At 44.4% G+C, this 15899-nt stretch carries 13 protein-coding genes; 4 read left to right on the forward strand and 9 right to left on the reverse strand.

Going from position 1 to position 15899, the window contains the following annotated elements; translation table 11 throughout:
• The first annotated feature begins 163 nt into the window (after positions 1 to 163).
• Positions 164 to 1054 (forward strand): endonuclease/exonuclease/phosphatase family protein, encoded by an 891-nt coding sequence (locus tag AB4405_RS03340; RefSeq protein WP_372059624.1) that lies wholly within the window; start codon positions 164 to 166, stop codon positions 1052 to 1054.
• Between the two features lie 111 nt (positions 1055 to 1165).
• On the opposite strand, the gene AB4405_RS03345 is transcribed toward AB4405_RS03340, so the two are convergent.
• Genes AB4405_RS03345 through AB4405_RS03355 form a run of 3 tightly spaced genes read right to left on the reverse strand, consistent with a single transcriptional unit; the run spans position 1166 to position 2347 of the window.
• A complete protein-coding gene (locus AB4405_RS03345) occupies positions 1166 to 1579 on the reverse strand; it encodes a DUF6691 family protein (RefSeq protein WP_372059625.1) in 414 nt (137 codons plus the stop codon).
• 9 nt (positions 1580 to 1588) lie between these two features.
• Positions 1589 to 2005: a YeeE/YedE family protein gene (locus tag AB4405_RS03350; protein WP_372059626.1), complete on the reverse strand. Its 417-nt coding sequence runs from the start codon at positions 2003 to 2005 to the stop codon at positions 1589 to 1591.
• A 48-nt stretch (positions 2006 to 2053) separates the two neighbouring features.
• On the reverse strand, positions 2054 to 2347 hold the full coding sequence (locus AB4405_RS03355) for a helix-turn-helix transcriptional regulator (protein WP_102468640.1): 294 nt from the start codon (positions 2345 to 2347) through the stop codon (positions 2054 to 2056).
• Between the two features lie 223 nt (positions 2348 to 2570).
• On the opposite strand from AB4405_RS03355, the gene AB4405_RS03360 reads away from it, so the two are divergent.
• Positions 2571 to 4274, forward strand: coding sequence for an FAD-dependent oxidoreductase (locus AB4405_RS03360; protein ID WP_372059627.1), 1704 nt, complete (start codon positions 2571 to 2573; stop codon positions 4272 to 4274).
• 92 nt (positions 4275 to 4366) lie between these two features.
• Here the strand turns inward: AB4405_RS03360 and AB4405_RS03365 are convergent, their stop codons facing one another.
• Both AB4405_RS03365 and AB4405_RS03370 read right to left on the reverse strand, forming a co-directional pair.
• Positions 4367 to 5455, reverse strand: coding sequence for a ketoacyl-ACP synthase III (locus tag AB4405_RS03365; RefSeq protein WP_102468553.1), 1089 nt, complete (start codon positions 5453 to 5455; stop codon positions 4367 to 4369).
• Positions 5456 to 5725: 270 nt separating this feature from the next.
• Positions 5726 to 6331: an ACP phosphodiesterase gene (locus tag AB4405_RS03370; protein WP_372059628.1), complete on the reverse strand. Its 606-nt coding sequence runs from the start codon at positions 6329 to 6331 to the stop codon at positions 5726 to 5728.
• A 284-nt stretch (positions 6332 to 6615) separates the two neighbouring features.
• Between AB4405_RS03370 and AB4405_RS03375 the strand changes: the two genes are divergently transcribed.
• Complete coding sequence (locus AB4405_RS03375) at positions 6616 to 7224, forward strand: YitT family protein (protein WP_372059629.1); 609 nt, start codon at positions 6616 to 6618, stop codon at positions 7222 to 7224.
• Positions 7225 to 7345: 121 nt separating this feature from the next.
• On the opposite strand, the gene lhgO is transcribed toward AB4405_RS03375, so the two are convergent.
• The 4 genes from lhgO to AB4405_RS03395 form a co-directional block, all read right to left on the reverse strand.
• A complete protein-coding gene (lhgO, locus tag AB4405_RS03380; RefSeq protein WP_372059630.1) occupies positions 7346 to 8569 on the reverse strand; it encodes an L-2-hydroxyglutarate oxidase in 1224 nt (407 codons plus the stop codon).
• An 8-nt stretch (positions 8570 to 8577) separates the two neighbouring features.
• The gene (locus tag AB4405_RS03385) at positions 8578 to 10731 is read right to left on the reverse strand and encodes a TRAP transporter permease (RefSeq protein WP_372059631.1); all 2154 of its coding nucleotides are present in this window, start codon (positions 10729 to 10731) and stop codon (positions 8578 to 8580) included.
• A 156-nt stretch (positions 10732 to 10887) separates the two neighbouring features.
• A complete protein-coding gene (locus AB4405_RS03390) occupies positions 10888 to 11901 on the reverse strand; it encodes a TAXI family TRAP transporter solute-binding subunit (RefSeq protein WP_372059632.1) in 1014 nt (337 codons plus the stop codon).
• Positions 11902 to 12256: 355 nt separating this feature from the next.
• Positions 12257 to 13606 (reverse strand): sigma-54-dependent transcriptional regulator, encoded by a 1350-nt coding sequence (locus AB4405_RS03395; RefSeq protein WP_372059633.1) that lies wholly within the window; start codon positions 13604 to 13606, stop codon positions 12257 to 12259.
• 156 nt (positions 13607 to 13762) lie between these two features.
• Between AB4405_RS03395 and AB4405_RS03400 the strand changes: the two genes are divergently transcribed.
• Positions 13763 to 15829, forward strand: coding sequence for an ATP-binding protein (locus tag AB4405_RS03400; protein WP_372059634.1), 2067 nt, complete (start codon positions 13763 to 13765; stop codon positions 15827 to 15829).
• Positions 15830 to 15899 lie beyond the last annotated feature (70 nt).

Genomic DNA, 15899 nt, shown 5'->3' on the forward strand with positions numbered 1-15899 from the left:
CAACAAAACGAAGGTACTGAGCAATAAGAATTCGATCTTGATGGACTTGGTCTCAGTTGATGAATTGCATAAAATTTTCACTCATTTTTGATAAGTTTATGTTGATTTTTTGCCATCGCTTGCGGCACATTGGCTCAGAGATAATTTTAAAATGGCAAGGAAGATGATTAGAACAATCCGTTATGAAATGGCAAAATTTACTTGCGTACTGGCTATAAGTATTTTTCCTACAATGTCGCAGGCAATCACATTGACGACTTGGAATATAGAATGGTTATCCACGACCGCCTCGTCAAAGTTCGAGCAAAGCGATCGTTCGCCTTCCGATTTTGAGGCATTGGCTCATCATTTTCAAAAAGTGAACCCAGACATTTTGGCGTTTCAAGAGGTTGACTCAATAGAGGCGATACGAAAAGTGGTTGGCAATGGCTACAGGGTTTATTTTTCGGAACGTGCACTTTCCCACAACAGTAAGCATCAATTTAACGAGATCAACCAGTATACTGGGATTGCTGTGCGCAATACCCTATCTTCATATGATGAACCGGATTTTCCGCTAACAAGTGGAAATAGATTGAGGTTTGCATCTGCAGTCAGACTTGACCACAAAGGCCAGACTATTCACTTACTCTCTGTTCACTTAAAAGCCGGATGCTCGGGTAAGTATTCAAACTCTTCTTCATGTAAACAACTTAAACACCAAGGGCAAGCTATTAATAGTTGGCTTAAACAAGTAGAACAAACTGGTCACCAATATGTGTTACTCGGTGACTTTAACCATAATCTTGCTTATCGCGGTGACTGGTTATGGAATGATATGACTAAGAATCTAAATCATAGCCCTCGCTTAACCACACAATCAACCAAGGCGATATGTAAGATAAGGTCAAACAAGAATCCCAAAAGAACTCATCAATTTCGTTCTATTATCGATCACATTATTGTTAGTCCAGCCTTAAACGCTGCGCCTGCCGTTCAAAATAAAATGGATATCGATGACGTTCTTAACTTTAAAATGAGCGATCATTGTCCGGTTTCAACACAACTTTATTGAGAACAAATAAAAGGGTTTTGAAAGACTCCTTTCAAAACCCATCCGTTTTCTCCAGCCACAATCCGTACATACATTGATAAAGGAATGTCGCGAGACTTATCGATAGTCTGGTTATCGTCCTGATAGCTTTCCGCCAATCGAAAGCCCAAGTAACATTGTCACAACAAAACCCACGATACCCCAGCTACCATTAGCAATAGACGCAATAGCTGGACCTGGGCATATTCCTGCAATTCCCCAACCGATGCCAAATAATGTTGCACCGATTATGAGCTTTTTATCAACTTTAGTGTTAGTCGGAACACAAAACTCATCTTGGCAAACCGGTTTTTGTTTGCGCTTGATAATAAACCAATAACTGGGTGCAAATACCAACAAAGCGCCCCCCATCACAAACGCCAGATCTGGCTTCCAATGACCAAAGACATCTAAAAATCCAATTACATTGAGGGGATCGCTCATGCCTGACACGATCATTCCAACGCCAAATAACACGCCACTAATTAACGCAATAACTAAATACATACGAACGCCCTACAGTACATGTAAGATAAAAAAGGTTGTCAACATGGCGATGCCCATAAAGACGATGGTGGCAACAATCGATCTAATCGACAAACGCCCCATCCCGCAGATCCCGTGGCCACTCGTACAACCATTACCTAGACTGGTACCAAGCCCCACAATGAGACCCGCGATAAGGACAAACGGCAACGACACAACCATTTCTACAGGCTCTGTGTGAGTAAAGTAACCTGCCGCAAACCCACCAAGTACCATGCCGACCAGAAAGACCCACCGCCAGTCCACGTCGCCAGTTCTTCTGGTTAATACCCCAGAGACAATACCGCTGATACCTGCAATTTTGCCGTTAAATAATAATAACAACGTTGCGGATACACCTAACAGCATCCCACCAAACAACGATGCCCATGGAAATACAAAGTCCATTATTACTCCTCGCTCTACGTCGTGATGCAGAACTAATTATGTGAAATGCTAATGACAGTACAGGCGATGAAGCTGCTCTATTAGTGCCTTGATTCGCTCGTCTTTTAACGAGTAATACACGTGTTGTGACTCTTTTCTAACCTTAACCAAATCCGCTTTTTTCAATACCGTCAAATGCTGCGAAAACGCCGACTGGCTTAGATCGGAGTTCGCTTGTAATTCGCCTGCACCTTGCTCTCCGCCCACTAACTGGCAAAGTACAAACAAACGACTTGGATGGGACAATATTTTAAGCGTCTCCGCGACCGCGTCGACTTTGGGTTTCATATCCGCCAAATTCATCATTAAATTCTCAACACCTTATTCAATGAGTGAATTATTCACAATACCATTAAATTAGTCAATGCTTATTTAGCAATAGCAAATTTAGCTAAGTCAAATGTAGCAATTTCAAATTTAGCAAAAGTTATATTAGACAAAGCTAATTTTAATGATATATTAAAAAACAGATGCGATGACTCGCAGAAAAAAACTGACACTTTTACGATTTAGAGACGAGGTAAGCATGACTAAGATATTAATTGTAGGCGGAGTTGCCGGTGGCGCATCGGCAGCAGCACGAGCACGTCGTTTAGATGAAAATGCCGAAATCATTATGTTCGAACGCGGTAGCTTCGTTTCGTTTGCTAATTGTGGACTGCCTTACCACATTGGTGGTGACATTACTGACCGCAGCAAATTACTTCTTCAAACGCCAGAAAGCTTTTTATCACGTTTCAATGTAGACGTGCGTGTCATGAATGAAGTTGTCTCAATCAACAAACAAGAACAAACAGTGACCGTAAAAAACTTACTCGACGGTTCCGAATACGCCGAGAATTATGACTTTTTGTTATTAAGTCCAGGCGCGAGTCCGATTGTTCCCCCTATCCCAGGAGCAATGAATCCTTTAACACATTCACTGCGCAACATTCCCGATATGGATCGCATCCTTAATACCATTGAAAGCAATAACGTTGAACATGCAACAGTGGTTGGAGGCGGTTTTATCGGTTTAGAAATGATGGAAGCGTTCCACCAGCGAGGGATTAAAACCACTCTGTTAGAGCTTGCAGACCAAGTCATGACACCCGTTGATCGTGAAATGGCCGGGTTTGCGCACGCCGAGATCCTAGACCATGGTATCGATTTAAAATTAAGGGTCGCGTTAACAGCGGTTGAATATACACCAACCGATCATGTCCCAAGTATCGATACTGGTGAAGATACCGAACATACTCATATTAACGGTCATTTATCATTGTCACTGAGTAACAATGAGGTACTGCAAACTGATTTACTCATCATGGCAATTGGTGTTCGCCCTGAAACCTCTCTTGCTAAGCAAGCTGGCCTAAAAATTGGTGACCTGGGCGGGATCTGGACATCACCAACGATGCAAACAAGTGACCCATTTATTTATGCCGTTGGCGATGCTATTGAAGAAATGGACTTTGTGACAGGCGAACAAACTCTCGTCCCTCTTGCTGGCCCTGCGAACCGACAAGGTAGAATGGCAGCGGATAACATGTTCGGCCGAAATGAGTCTTATCAAGGTACTCAAGGCACCGCGATTTGTAAGATTTTCGATCTTGCTATTGCCTCAACAGGTAAAAATGAGAAACAGCTCCTCAAGGAAGGCATTCATTACGAAAAGGTGTACGTCCATACCGCAAGCCATGCGAGCTATTACCCTGGTGCAGAGCTCGTTTCATTCAAAATGCTGTTCGATCCTACCGATGGCAAAATTTTAGGTGCACAAGCGGCGGGGAAAGACGGAGTCGACAAACGCATCGATATTATGGCCGTCGCACAGCGTGCTGGAATGACGGTTCAACAACTGCAACATTTAGAACTCACCTATGCGCCTCCGTACGGCAGTGCAAAAGACGTGATTAACCAAGCTGCTTTTGTTGCTAACAACATCATTAATGGTGATGCGACTCCGATTCACTTTAATGAAATTAACAACCTCACTGGCGATCAACTATTACTAGATGTTCGTAACCCAGGAGAGCTGGAAAATGGAGGCTTTATCGAGGGCGCCGTCAACATTCCTGTTGATCAATTACGCCAACGTATGGATGAGTTGCCTAAAGACAAAGAGATCATCATTTATTGCCAAGTTGGGTTACGCGGTAACGTAGCTTATCGTCAGCTTGTCAATTGTGGCTTTAAGGCTCGCAATCTTATTGGTGGGTACCGTACTTACCAATTTGCACGCAAGTAGCCGGGTAGACAGCAATCATTTGAGCCCGCTGTCCTCTATAATTGAAACAAAAAAGGAAGTCAATCGGCTTCCTTTTTCCTTAAGAACAAAGGCTACTTAACAGGCTTGTTCTGACAATGTTTTATCGCGTCCGCCATTAATTCAAGCGCCGTCTTGTCACACTCAGGCAAGGCAGCATCACTAGAATTAATTGGTGTGACTCGTTCACCCCATTTTATATGACCCGCACCCCAAGTTAAGCCAGCTCCAAATGCAGCAAGAAGTAGATTGTCGTTTGGTTTTACTTTACCTTGCTCAACGGCTTCACATAATGCGATGGGAACCGTTGCAGCCGAAGTATTACCATACTGTTGAATATTAACGAACGCTTTCTCGCGCTCAATACCAGACAAATCGCACAAGGTTTGAATAATACGGATATTTGCTTGGTGTGGGATGACCACATCAATGTCTTCTTTCGTCAGGTTAGAACGAGACAAAACCGTGTTCGCCGCAGCGCCCATGCCCTTAACTGCTCGTTTAAAGATCTCTTTACCGACAAATTCAAATTCGAAGTAACCATTGTCCGCAGCAAAACGGTCCATTGCTGTTCCGAATTTAGGAACCGCTAGAATATCACGCCCTTTCGCATCGCAACCTATCTGAGCATCTTGCAAGCCAACTTTAGTTTCAGTGCGGCTAAGAACCGCAGCGCCTGCGCCATCACCAAAAAGAACCGCAGTATCACGCTCACTCCAATCAAGGAAGAAAGAAAGACGCTCTGCACCAATCACAATGGCGTTACGATAATTTCCCGATTGAATCAGTTTGGTCGCAGTTTCAAGACCGTAGACAAACCCTGTACATGCAGCATTAAGATCGAAAGCCGCTGCAGAAGGAACACCCAAATTTTGTTGAACGCGTGAAGCCGTATTGGGGATGAGGGAATCTGGAGAACAAGTGGCGACGATAATAAGGTCAACATCGTCTGCTGTAATGCCCGCACAGGCCATCGCATGCTGAGCCGCTACGGTTGCCATATCTGACGTATTTACATGACTAATGCGACGCGCTTCTATTCCAGTTCGAGAACGAATCCACTCATCAGAAGTTTCCATAACTGTACTTAGGTCATGGTTGGTCAGTGTCGCTGGTGGAAGGCACTTACCCCAACCAGTAATCTCCGCATAAAAAGTTGTCATTCTGTACCTATTTATAATGGATCATTAAGCAATTTTCCCATCATATCACAACATTTTGCCTCGAATTGCAAATAGACATTCCGGAATAATTAACGCCCATCAACAATACATTCATGGAGCCCCGAAGCATTCACACCTAGCATTTACCAAATAAATAGAACGAGTTATTTAAACCTCTCTCCACAGTCGCAAAAGTGACCATAATTTGGGTAATACTGTTCGAGTCGTATGTTTTACAAGACTGACATATACGACGTTCGTTCGCTACTTTCAATCAACCATTAAGTTTGTATGTGTCTGTAGTGAAAAATCTAGCACGTTGGGATACAACTCATCGAAGCAATCACTAAACACTGAATAATTTCTTGCTAAGTCAGTACCACATTCAGCTAGAGGTCCCATCCTCAGGCTTCGCTGTGACATTCTTTCTAATGCATAGCACACGTTATCAAAGTCCCGATACGATTCTAACCATCGCTCTCGCCACATATAGTCGCTCATGCGAATAAAACGTTCAGGTAATAGAACTGAATCAACCTCACAGGCAGTGTTTACCTCAATTTGTGCAAAATTGACGAAACTCGCCAGTGTCATGGCGTGGTGACTATCCCAACTTTTGGCTAAACAGTGATCCCAAAACATATCCATAGCGATAGGAGCAAAACGGCGATTATCTACAGAGAACAGTGATTTACAATGCTTAACCATTTCATGGGTGTCGGTATATGAATCCACACTTCGATGTAAACGAATCCCTTTTGCAATAGCCGGAGAGAACTGCTTGTCCGGATCGCCTTTCACAAAGTCACCCAATAAATTGCCTAGCATATTACTTTCACAATGATGGGCGATATGTAGGTGCGCTAAAAAATTCATACATTGCCTTTCGAATTATACTTAGTATTGAGTGTGACCCTTATCGCGTAAAAGTCCAAAATACTGTTTTTCCATTGCTTGTTTTTTGAAATGGTTAAAGTAGCTGTAAACCTAACGACACAGCACTCACAAAACCGATCCTCGTGCGAACCTCGACTTACTCAGTGTGACAGCGATACTATCTTGCCAGCGTTTTAGGCGGGCAAATTAATGACGTCCTAAAACAAAATAATAAATACTCGCCAACGATGGCAGTTTTACGACAAACAAAGGAATGCAATTTCATGGACAAGGATCATAGTTTACGAGAAAACCTGCTTGCGCTTTTACTTGGAAGTGCACTGGTCTCGCTTGGTGTTATTTTCTTCAATCAAGTTGGCCTATTGACAGGTGGCACAGCCGGACTTGCTATTTTTATAACCAAAGTCACCGCCCTGACATTTGGACAAGTCTTCTTTGCCATTAACCTGCCCTTTTACTTGCTTTCAGCCACTCGCATGGGTTGGCCGTTTACTGTCAACACCTTCATCGCCGTCAGTCTCGTATCATTTGCGGTCGATCATCTACACCATGTCATTGAACTTACTCATCTTGATCCACTTTATGCAGCAATGATCGGCGGTGGATTAATTGGCATGGGCATGTTGGTGATCTTTCGACATAAGATGAGCCTAGGAGGCTTCAATATCCTAGCGTTATATCTTCAAGACCGTTTTGGCATTCGAGCAGGAAAGGTTCAAATGGCTTTGGATTGTTTAATCGTAATTTTATCTCTCTTCATCGTTGATTGGACATTAATTGTATTGTCGATTCTAGGGGCAATTACCACCAATCTTATCCTAGCTATGAATCACAAGCCCGGTCGCTATCAACCGGTTGTTACTGCTAAATAGACAGTTACTGTTAAATAGACAGTTACTGTTAAATAGACAATAACGAATTAGTAACAATAACGAGTTGTAACCAGTAGCAGACGTAGAATTGGCGGTAACAAACGTTATCCGCCAATCCTACTTATACCTCAGCCTCCAGTTTGCCCGTTACCTTGTCACAAATATATTCTCCAATGGGTAATGCTGACGTCGCTGCCGGAGACGGTGCGTTGCAAACGTGCAAGCTTCTCTTACTTTCCGCAAATAAAAAATCATGGACAAGCGTGCCATCGGATAACACAGCTTGCGCTCTAATGCCCGCAGGATATGGCTTAAGATCGTTAATAGTAATACTAGGACAATACTTATTCACCGCTTTCAGATATCCCGCTTTCCACCAAGAATTTTTAAACTCAGACAACCCAGTTTTTAAGTGTTTTCGTGTTACCTTCCAAAAGCCTGAATACGTCAGCATCTGCCAAGTGTCTTTCCAGCTCACATTGACGGTGCCATAACCTTCTCTCTTCCAACCTTGTACCGCATTTGGGCCCACCGTCACTGAGCCATCTATCATTCGCGTTAAGTGCACACCAAGAAAAGGTAAGTCTGGATCTGGGATAGGATAAATCAGATGGTTAACCACGTTATTATGTCGGCTATCTAAGCGATAATATTCACCTCGATACGGAATGATTTGGAAGTCTGTTTGTAAACCAAGTAATTGGGTCATTCTATCGGCCATTAGCCCACTGCATGTAATCAAAAACTGGCTTTGGATCGTTACCTTTTTACCTTCTGAGATGCAGCCGAGCACAATATGTTCATCATTTTCGGTGAGTTGAGTGACCTCGGTTTGCAATTTAATGCTGCCGCCCTTTGACTCAAACTCACTCGCCAGACGCTCTGTGACTAAGCGATAGTCAACAATACTGGTGCTCGCCACGTAAATCGCACCTAAGCCAGTGATATTGGGTTCTGCGAGTTTGAGCTGAGCTTGGTCAAGTAACGTGACGTCAATACCATTCACATGGCATCTTTTATACAGCTCCATCATGCGCTGCTGTTCAATCGCGTTGGTTGCCACCAGTAACTTACCGCAGTTTTCTACTGGTATATCATGCTCACGACAAAAGGCGATGGTTCGCTCAACGCCACGCTTACAAAAATCCGCCTTCATGCTCCCCGGCGCATAATAGACACCCGCATGAATCACGCCGCTATTGTGGCCAGTTTGATGCCGTGCAAAGCCCAACTCTTTTTCCAACAATAAAATGGTACGATTGGGGTATCTTTGCTGCAACTGCCAAGCTGTGGAGACGCCAACAATGCCACCGCCCACCACCACATAGTCATAGTCTACTTCCATGTTGTTCCTCAAGATGCTGAAGCCGAAGGTAGCGTCGATTTTGCTTGCTGAGCTTTCACTTTCTGCTCATTAAAGACTCGGTTACTGTGCATAAAAATCAGCACAAATACGCCACTGGCGAGCAAGCGCACCACAAGAGGCAGATCATGCCAAACTAGGCATACACCGACTCCAACCAGTACCAGTCTTAAAAGAATGGTTAACGGCCCCTCTAAGTACCCTTCAATGGCACCAATCAACGCATAGGTACCAATAATGGCAAAGAATCCGACGCTCACCACCGACATGACATCCCAGCTAACCAGCCCAGTATAAGCAATCAGCAAGGGCACCAGATACAGCCCTTTCGCGATTTTCCATGCCATTAACCCAGTTCGCATTGGAGGCGTTTTCGCAATGGTTGCAGCAGCAAACGCCGTTAAGCACACTGGAGGAGTAACGTTACTGTCCTGTGACAGCCAAAATATGATTAAATGCGCTGCGAGTAACGCCAAACCCACCGCTTCCATTCCAATACTTTGTTCAAGTAACGTTTCGACAAAATCTGCTGGGACAAGCGCGACCAATTCTTTTGCTGTTTCTAACGACATAGGTGCATTGAGTAGATCAAGACGCTCAGGCGCAGCCAACATAAATATGGCCTTGGCTTGTTCCGGCAATTGACCCGACATCATCAGTTCAAACAGTTGATTTTCTGCAATAAGCTTATACAAAGCAGGAGCCGACAAAGTCCCTAATACGATGTAAGCAGCCGTCACAGGTAATCCCATACCAAGCACGAGAGACGCTAAGGCGATCAACAGCAGCATGACTAATAAATTGCCACTTGCCCAGCCGTCAATCATAAGAGAGAACGTGTTACCAATGCCGGTTGTACTGATCACATTAATCACTAAGCCAATACCAACGAGCAATATCGCCGTGGTCGCCATATTCTTCGCGCCTTGCGAAAGCGCTTCAATGATGGCTTTCGGTCCCATTTTATGATCTTTCGAGAACCAAGACGCCACCACGACTGACAAAATTGATATACCCGCCGCGTACGTTGGGGTAAAACCTTGCACCAATAACGTCACGAGAACCGCAAGTGGGATAAGGTTATGCCAACCTGAAATAAGTACTTTCCACAATGGCACCTCACTCGTGGTCACTTTTTGTACGCCGCTGCGTTTGGCTTCGATACGAACAAAGAAAGCAACAGATAAAAAGTAAATCAATGCGGGGACAAATGAGACCGCGATAATATCCACATAAGGAATTTGGGTGTAAGACGCCATGATAAACGCGCCGGCTCCCATAACGGGCGGCATGAGCTGCCCACCTGTCGATGCTGCAGCTTCTACGCCCGCAGCAAACCGAGAAGGAAAGCCCGCCTTTTGCATTAATGGGATGCTGATGACACCTGTTGACACCGTGTTGGCGACGCTCGACCCCGAGACCGATCCCATCAACCCTGATCCAATCACCGCAATAAACCCGGGGCCACCGATTATTTTCCCGGCCGCGGCGCGAGCCACATTAATAATGTAGTCACCCACTCCTGAACGAACCAGAAATGCCCCAAACAAAATAAACATGAACACAAAGGTCCAGCTAATACGAGAAATCGCCCCGAACATCCCTTCAGAAGAATAAAAACTGCGATACAGCAAGGTTTCCATACTTAAACCGGGAAAATGAAAAATCCCACTGGCCCACTTACCCCAAAACACGACATAACTTAAACAAATTAAAATAAGAATGGGAATGAACCAGCCCATTGTGCGGCGAATGAGCTCAATAACAATGACAATCGCAAGGATCGCGAAGACCCAATCACTCGTCACAAACTTCACGCCTCGTTCGTACAGCGCATCTTCTGCGTACGGGATATAGAGCAAACAGGCCATCGCCCCCAGCGCGATAAACACATCCACAACAAGCGCAATTTTGCTCGACTTCAATGAGACATGAGCGGGATACCACAAGCTGCATATCACGGCAAACCCAGCAAAGTGCGTCGCAGAAATCCACAATTCTGGTAACGTCGATAATGTATTAAACCATATATGCAATAAAGACAGCACCACGCCAAAAACGGTAATGGTTGTCGTCACCCACGGGAAATCACTTCGGGTAGGTAACTCGAACTTCTGCAATTCCTTCTGTACGTTGTCACTCATAACATACTCCAAGCCTTTTGGCTTCTTCTCCTAACCATTTGGGTATGCCCCCTGCTTAGCAAGAGGCAATGTCGAGTGTGTAAAAGGACGTGGTTTCAAGAAGACCTACGCCCTATGACTCATCACTCTTATGACTCATTAGCCTTTGCAATTAAACTATTGAGCAATCAGGTGGGAAGGGATATCAAGCCCTACTTCTTTATAGTAGCGGGCGGCACCCGGATGGAGTGGTACAGGTAGGCCAGCAATGGCTTTTTCTAGTGCCATCGCTTTGGTTGCTTTGTGAATACCTTGCAAAAATGACAAGTTCTCATAGATAGCTTTTGTGAGTTCATATACGTCGTCTTCAGAAATATCGTCTCGTACCGCTAAAAAGTTAGGTTGCGCAATCGTGGTGATCGGTTTATCTAACCCTGGGTAGGTATTCGCTGGAATCTCGTATTTCGTCCAAAGCGTAAAGCCACCGTTCGCTTCTTTGATTTGCTCGTCGGTGAAGGACAGAATAGAAATATCATCACCTAGCGCTGCGAAAGCTTGCGTCACCGCACCCACAGGCACACCAGCTGGCGTATTCATGCCATCGATGGTGCCATTTTGCAATGCACTGGCACTGCCGCCGTATCCCATATAGGCGAGATTGAATGAGTTAGGGTCAACGTTCAAACCTTTCATAATTTGGCGACCTGAGTTTTCTGTCCCCGAGTTCTTCTTACCTATTGAGAACTTCTTATCTACAAGGTTATTTAAGTCGGAAACCGTTCCTGTTTTCGCTAACTCTGTGCGAACAATAAAGTGCTCTACATTTTGCCAAAGCATAGAGACCGAACGCAATTGCTCTTGACGACCTGTCTTCGCATAAGGGCCTTCACCAGACCATGCCCAAGCGCCATATAGACCTTGTAGAATCGCAAACTGTGCTTCATTTTCATTCAGCAACTTTACATTTTCGCCCGATCCTGCAGAACTAATTGCAGATAAAGAGAAATGATACTTTGGCGCCAACTTCACTTTACTTAATGTTGCCAAGGCGACGCCTACAGGATAATACGTACCCCCTGTCGAGGCCGTGGACAAAATATAGCTTCGCTCTTCCGCGGCAGCGACATTCGCAGCCAGTCCAAAAGAAGTGAGGGCGATGATCAACGCTTTAGCTACTCTATTTCTGTTCATTGTTACACTCCGTGTTATTTAGTGTTGCGAACTCGTTACTTGTAAACTCTTAATTGCAAGCACAATGCCAAAACACTAACCAACTGATTTAACAATATTAAATTTAAATTTAGCAACAAAACAAGCAAGATATTGCTCAAATAAATCCGTTTCGATAAGCAAAATATTGCTCATAGATACCAGTGACAAATCACCTGACTGCGTGAAAATGTTAACAATTTGTGATCAAGTAAGCAGTTTAAAATAAATAACACTAAGCAAGTTATTGCCGATCACACCGTACATTTTTAGGGACTCAATGCTTGTTTAGCCACTCAATACGTTTCCGGGTACTCAGGTAAACCGAAAACGAGTGTCAGGTGAAATCTGCCCTGTTTAACCCTAATTTTTGCATTTTTTGATTGAGTGTTCGTCGCGGTATATCCAACTCTAATAGCACATCACTGATACAGCCGCGGTGACGAGCCAGCGCTTCACTCAACACCTTCCTTTCAAAATTATGCAGCTGGATCGCTAAAGGTACGCCACTTTGGCTGGGCTCTGTGGTCGAACTGGGTCTCGTGGTGATAATCTCCATTACGGAAGTCGTATCATCTAACGCAAAACGAACCGCAACGTTTCTAAGTTCACGTACATTACCCGGCCAGGCATAACTGAGCACAGCCTGTCTATCTGCATCACTGAGTGTTCGGGTTTCAGTCCGGGTCTGAGAAGCGAAGTGTTCAAATAGAATCAGCGTATCTTTATCTCGTTCACGTAACGGGGGAATATGAATTTGTGCAACATTGAGGCGATAATATAAGTCTTGTCGAAACGCTCGGTTCTCACTGAGATCCTCTTTAGCCGCGGCGATGACTCTAAGATCCGTTTTGATCGTTCGGTTACCACCAATTCGTTCCACGGTATTTTCTTGGATGCTTCGTAGCACCTTAACCTGCATGGCTAATGGCATGCTTTCTATTTCATCAAAAAATAATGTACCTTTATCGGCATACTCCAACTTACCAATTCGTTTACCGCTTGCTCCGGTAAACGCCCCTGCTTCGTGACCAAACAGCTCACTTTCAAATAAGTTTTCTGGAATAGCACCACAATTAATCGGTACAAAGGCTTGGCCATGACGAGGACTTTCATTATGCAAACTCGTGGCGACTAATTCCTTACCACTCCCCGTTTCGCCATAAATAATGACATGAGTATCTATCCTCGCTAACCTCACCAACTGCTCTCTCAGCTGCACCATTGCGTCACTTTGCCCAATAAGTACTTGCTCTAAGCCACTAATACTCGCTAAGTAGTCTTGACGATCTTGGACAGACATTTGAGACCGGTAGGAATCAACGGCATCTTGGACTCTTTGTGACAGACGCTCTGGTTGGAAAGGCTTTTCGATAAAATCAAAGACACCGTTTTGCAGCGCCTTTACCGCCATATCAACATCACCATGCCCGGTAATGAGAATCAAAGGGGTCGTAATATTGGCTGCGACTAACTCAGAAAATATGGTTAAACCATCGATATCCGGTAAACGTACGTCACTGACTATCGCATCATAGTCATCGGTGAGCACCGCCGACTTCCCCTCCACGCCATTACTGAACGCATTAACGTGGAATCCTGCTAACTGTAACCATTGGCTTGTTGCTTGGCGAACAATGTCATCATCTTCGATGAGTGCCACACGTGGTGCTTCGGAGAAAACCATAATCTATTACCAAAATGAATACGCCTCACCTACGGTATGGAAATTTTCAATGAGATAAAAGGAGCTAGCTCTCAATTTATGATCACAACTCTTTTACAACCTGTTAAAACAGCGCAGTCTTTTAATGAGGCAAATTAACCGATCGCAGGATGGATAATGAGGAAGAAATGGACAGCTGCTGTGGTTATCATCACGTTGATCGCCTCTTTTTATTGGACGAGTCGAGAGATCGCTCGACAATGGCTTATCAGTCAGGCTCAAGAGCAGGTCCAGCAGCGGTTGTTAGATTATATTGGCGAAGTACGTCGCACCCTTAAACGCTTCTACCACCTCCCCTATCTTGTCACTAACAACCCTAAAGCGATCGCCTTAGTTCAAGGTGACATCCGTCAAATTGATGCGATTCAAGAAGAGCTATTGCAGCTTGATAAAGCGGCTAATACCGAAGGTTGGTTGATTTTATCCGTTACCGGAGAAGCATTAGTGTCTAGCCTAATAGGAGAACGCTTTAGCCTCTCGGATAGACAAGCCATCGCTCGACAAATTCACTCTCAAGGGGAAGGCGTTTCATTGGTGAGTAAGACAAAAGGCTCAAGCCCGTTTTATTATCTTACCGCGCCTATTTTTGACGGATTAACAATTGCTGGCATCGCCGTAGTACAAATTGATCTGAGCCTTTTAACTGATCAGATCATTACCAGTAGCGATGTCATTGCTTTGCAAAACCGCCAAGATCTATTTTTCTTATCAAGTAGCGCTCGATACAACGCAGACTGGTTAAACGACTCAAACCATCAGGTCCTACGAAATAGCCATTGGCTTTATAACAACACTCGTATACAGGCTTGGCAACTTGCCGACGCTCTTCATGTAAACGATGAACGTTATTTGGGCCATACGGTGACCTTAGATGATTTGAACTGGAAAATTAGCTATCTCACACCAATGAAACCGATACAACAACGTATTAACGACATCGGTTGGAGCTCGATCACCTTATTATTATTCATCCTTTTACTTGGCATTATCATCTTTCAACGTCACCAAAAACAATTAAGCAAACAGCAGATTCAAACTATTTTGGAAGAGTCTCAACAACGACTCACACAGATGATCAACAAAACACATGTTGGATTAATGGTGATTGATGATAAGGGGCTTTTGTTTGATGTTAACCCCATGGCTCGACGTCAGTTTTGTTTACCCGACCGCCACAGCAAGTCGATAAAAGCATGGGAGTTGTTTGATGCGGGAAACCCCAACTCTACGACGCTCAAGCTGCTAAAAAACTTATCGACTCACAAAGAGCATACCGAATTAAGCGCCGTTGATACGATGGCAAAACGAAGTGATGGTAGCCTTTTCCCCGTCTTATTTTCATTAACCTTGTTTCCTTGGCATGGACAGGCTTTTTTTCTTGCCACGGTCATCGACATCAGCAAAAGAAAAACGGCAGAACAAGCGCTTCAGCAAGCGAACCAAGATCTCGCGAGGCGTGTAGAGGAGCGTACTCAAGCACTGAAGCATGCGCAAGATGAGCTCATTCAAGCCAGTAAAATGGCGGCCTTAGGCCGTATGTCTAGCGCTATTACGCATGAGTTAAATCAACCGCTCACTGGGCTTCGCACGCTCCTAACCACCAATGAGCTATTAATGGAGCGCAATGAGCACGATATGATGCGTGCCAACAATACCCTCATTCAGACATTAATCGACCGTATGGCGAATATGACTCGTCAGCTAAAGAGTTTCGCCTACAACAAACCAGAATTACTGAGCGCAATATCATTACCTGATATTTTGGAAGAAACGCTGTGTATTTACCAATCTGCATTATCTAGCATTAACATCCGAGTCCGAGCGCCATCAGAGTTGCCCCACATTCTTGGTGAAGAACAGCGCCTTAGGCAAGTACTCGGTAACCTGATTTCGAACGCTATTGACGCACTCAATCATGTTGAGCGCCCGACTCTCATCATCACAATGAACTGCGTTGGCTCAATGGTCGAAGTACACATTATAGACAATGGCTGTGGCATAGAACCGTTATCGTTAGACGCGATATTTGAACCCTTTCAAACCAGTAAAAAAATCGGGGATGGGCTTGGTTTGGGCTTATCGATCACGGCAAATAATATGCGAGACATGAATGGCACTATAACGGCGCACAATAACCGAAAGCAAGGAATGACGTTTACGTTATCTCTACAAATAGCGTCATGATAAGACTCCCTATCGTCATATTCTTTATGGCCTATTTCTACGCCCCTGCTTTTGTAAAATGTGAACAACA

The sequence above is a fragment of the Vibrio sp. 10N.261.51.F12 genome, assembly GCF_041471725.1.
GTDB lineage: Bacteria > Pseudomonadota > Gammaproteobacteria > Enterobacterales > Vibrionaceae > Vibrio.

Bases quoted from the DNA above. Each gene is read 5' to 3' on its own strand.
- AB4405_RS03340 (WP_372059624.1), top strand. From the start codon at position 164: ATGATTAGAACAATCCGTTATGAAATGGCAAAATTTACTTGCGTACTG.
- AB4405_RS03345 (WP_372059625.1), bottom strand. From the start codon at position 1,579: ATGTATTTAGTTATTGCGTTAATTAGTGGCGTGTTATTTGGCGTTGGA.
- AB4405_RS03350 (WP_372059626.1), bottom strand. From the start codon at position 2,005: ATGGACTTTGTATTTCCATGGGCATCGTTGTTTGGTGGGATGCTGTTA.
- AB4405_RS03355 (WP_102468640.1), bottom strand. From the start codon at position 2,347: ATGAATTTGGCGGATATGAAACCCAAAGTCGACGCGGTCGCGGAGACG.
- AB4405_RS03360 (WP_372059627.1), top strand. From the start codon at position 2,571: ATGACTAAGATATTAATTGTAGGCGGAGTTGCCGGTGGCGCATCGGCA.
- AB4405_RS03365 (WP_102468553.1), bottom strand. From the start codon at position 5,455: ATGACAACTTTTTATGCGGAGATTACTGGTTGGGGTAAGTGCCTTCCA.
- AB4405_RS03370 (WP_372059628.1), bottom strand. From the start codon at position 6,331: ATGAATTTTTTAGCGCACCTACATATCGCCCATCATTGTGAAAGTAAT.
- AB4405_RS03375 (WP_372059629.1), top strand. From the start codon at position 6,616: ATGGACAAGGATCATAGTTTACGAGAAAACCTGCTTGCGCTTTTACTT.
- lhgO (WP_372059630.1), bottom strand. From the start codon at position 8,569: ATGGAAGTAGACTATGACTATGTGGTGGTGGGCGGTGGCATTGTTGGC.
- AB4405_RS03385 (WP_372059631.1), bottom strand. From the start codon at position 10,731: ATGAGTGACAACGTACAGAAGGAATTGCAGAAGTTCGAGTTACCTACC.
- AB4405_RS03390 (WP_372059632.1), bottom strand. From the start codon at position 11,901: ATGAACAGAAATAGAGTAGCTAAAGCGTTGATCATCGCCCTCACTTCT.
- AB4405_RS03395 (WP_372059633.1), bottom strand. From the start codon at position 13,606: ATGGTTTTCTCCGAAGCACCACGTGTGGCACTCATCGAAGATGATGAC.
- AB4405_RS03400 (WP_372059634.1), top strand. From the start codon at position 13,763: ATGAGGAAGAAATGGACAGCTGCTGTGGTTATCATCACGTTGATCGCC.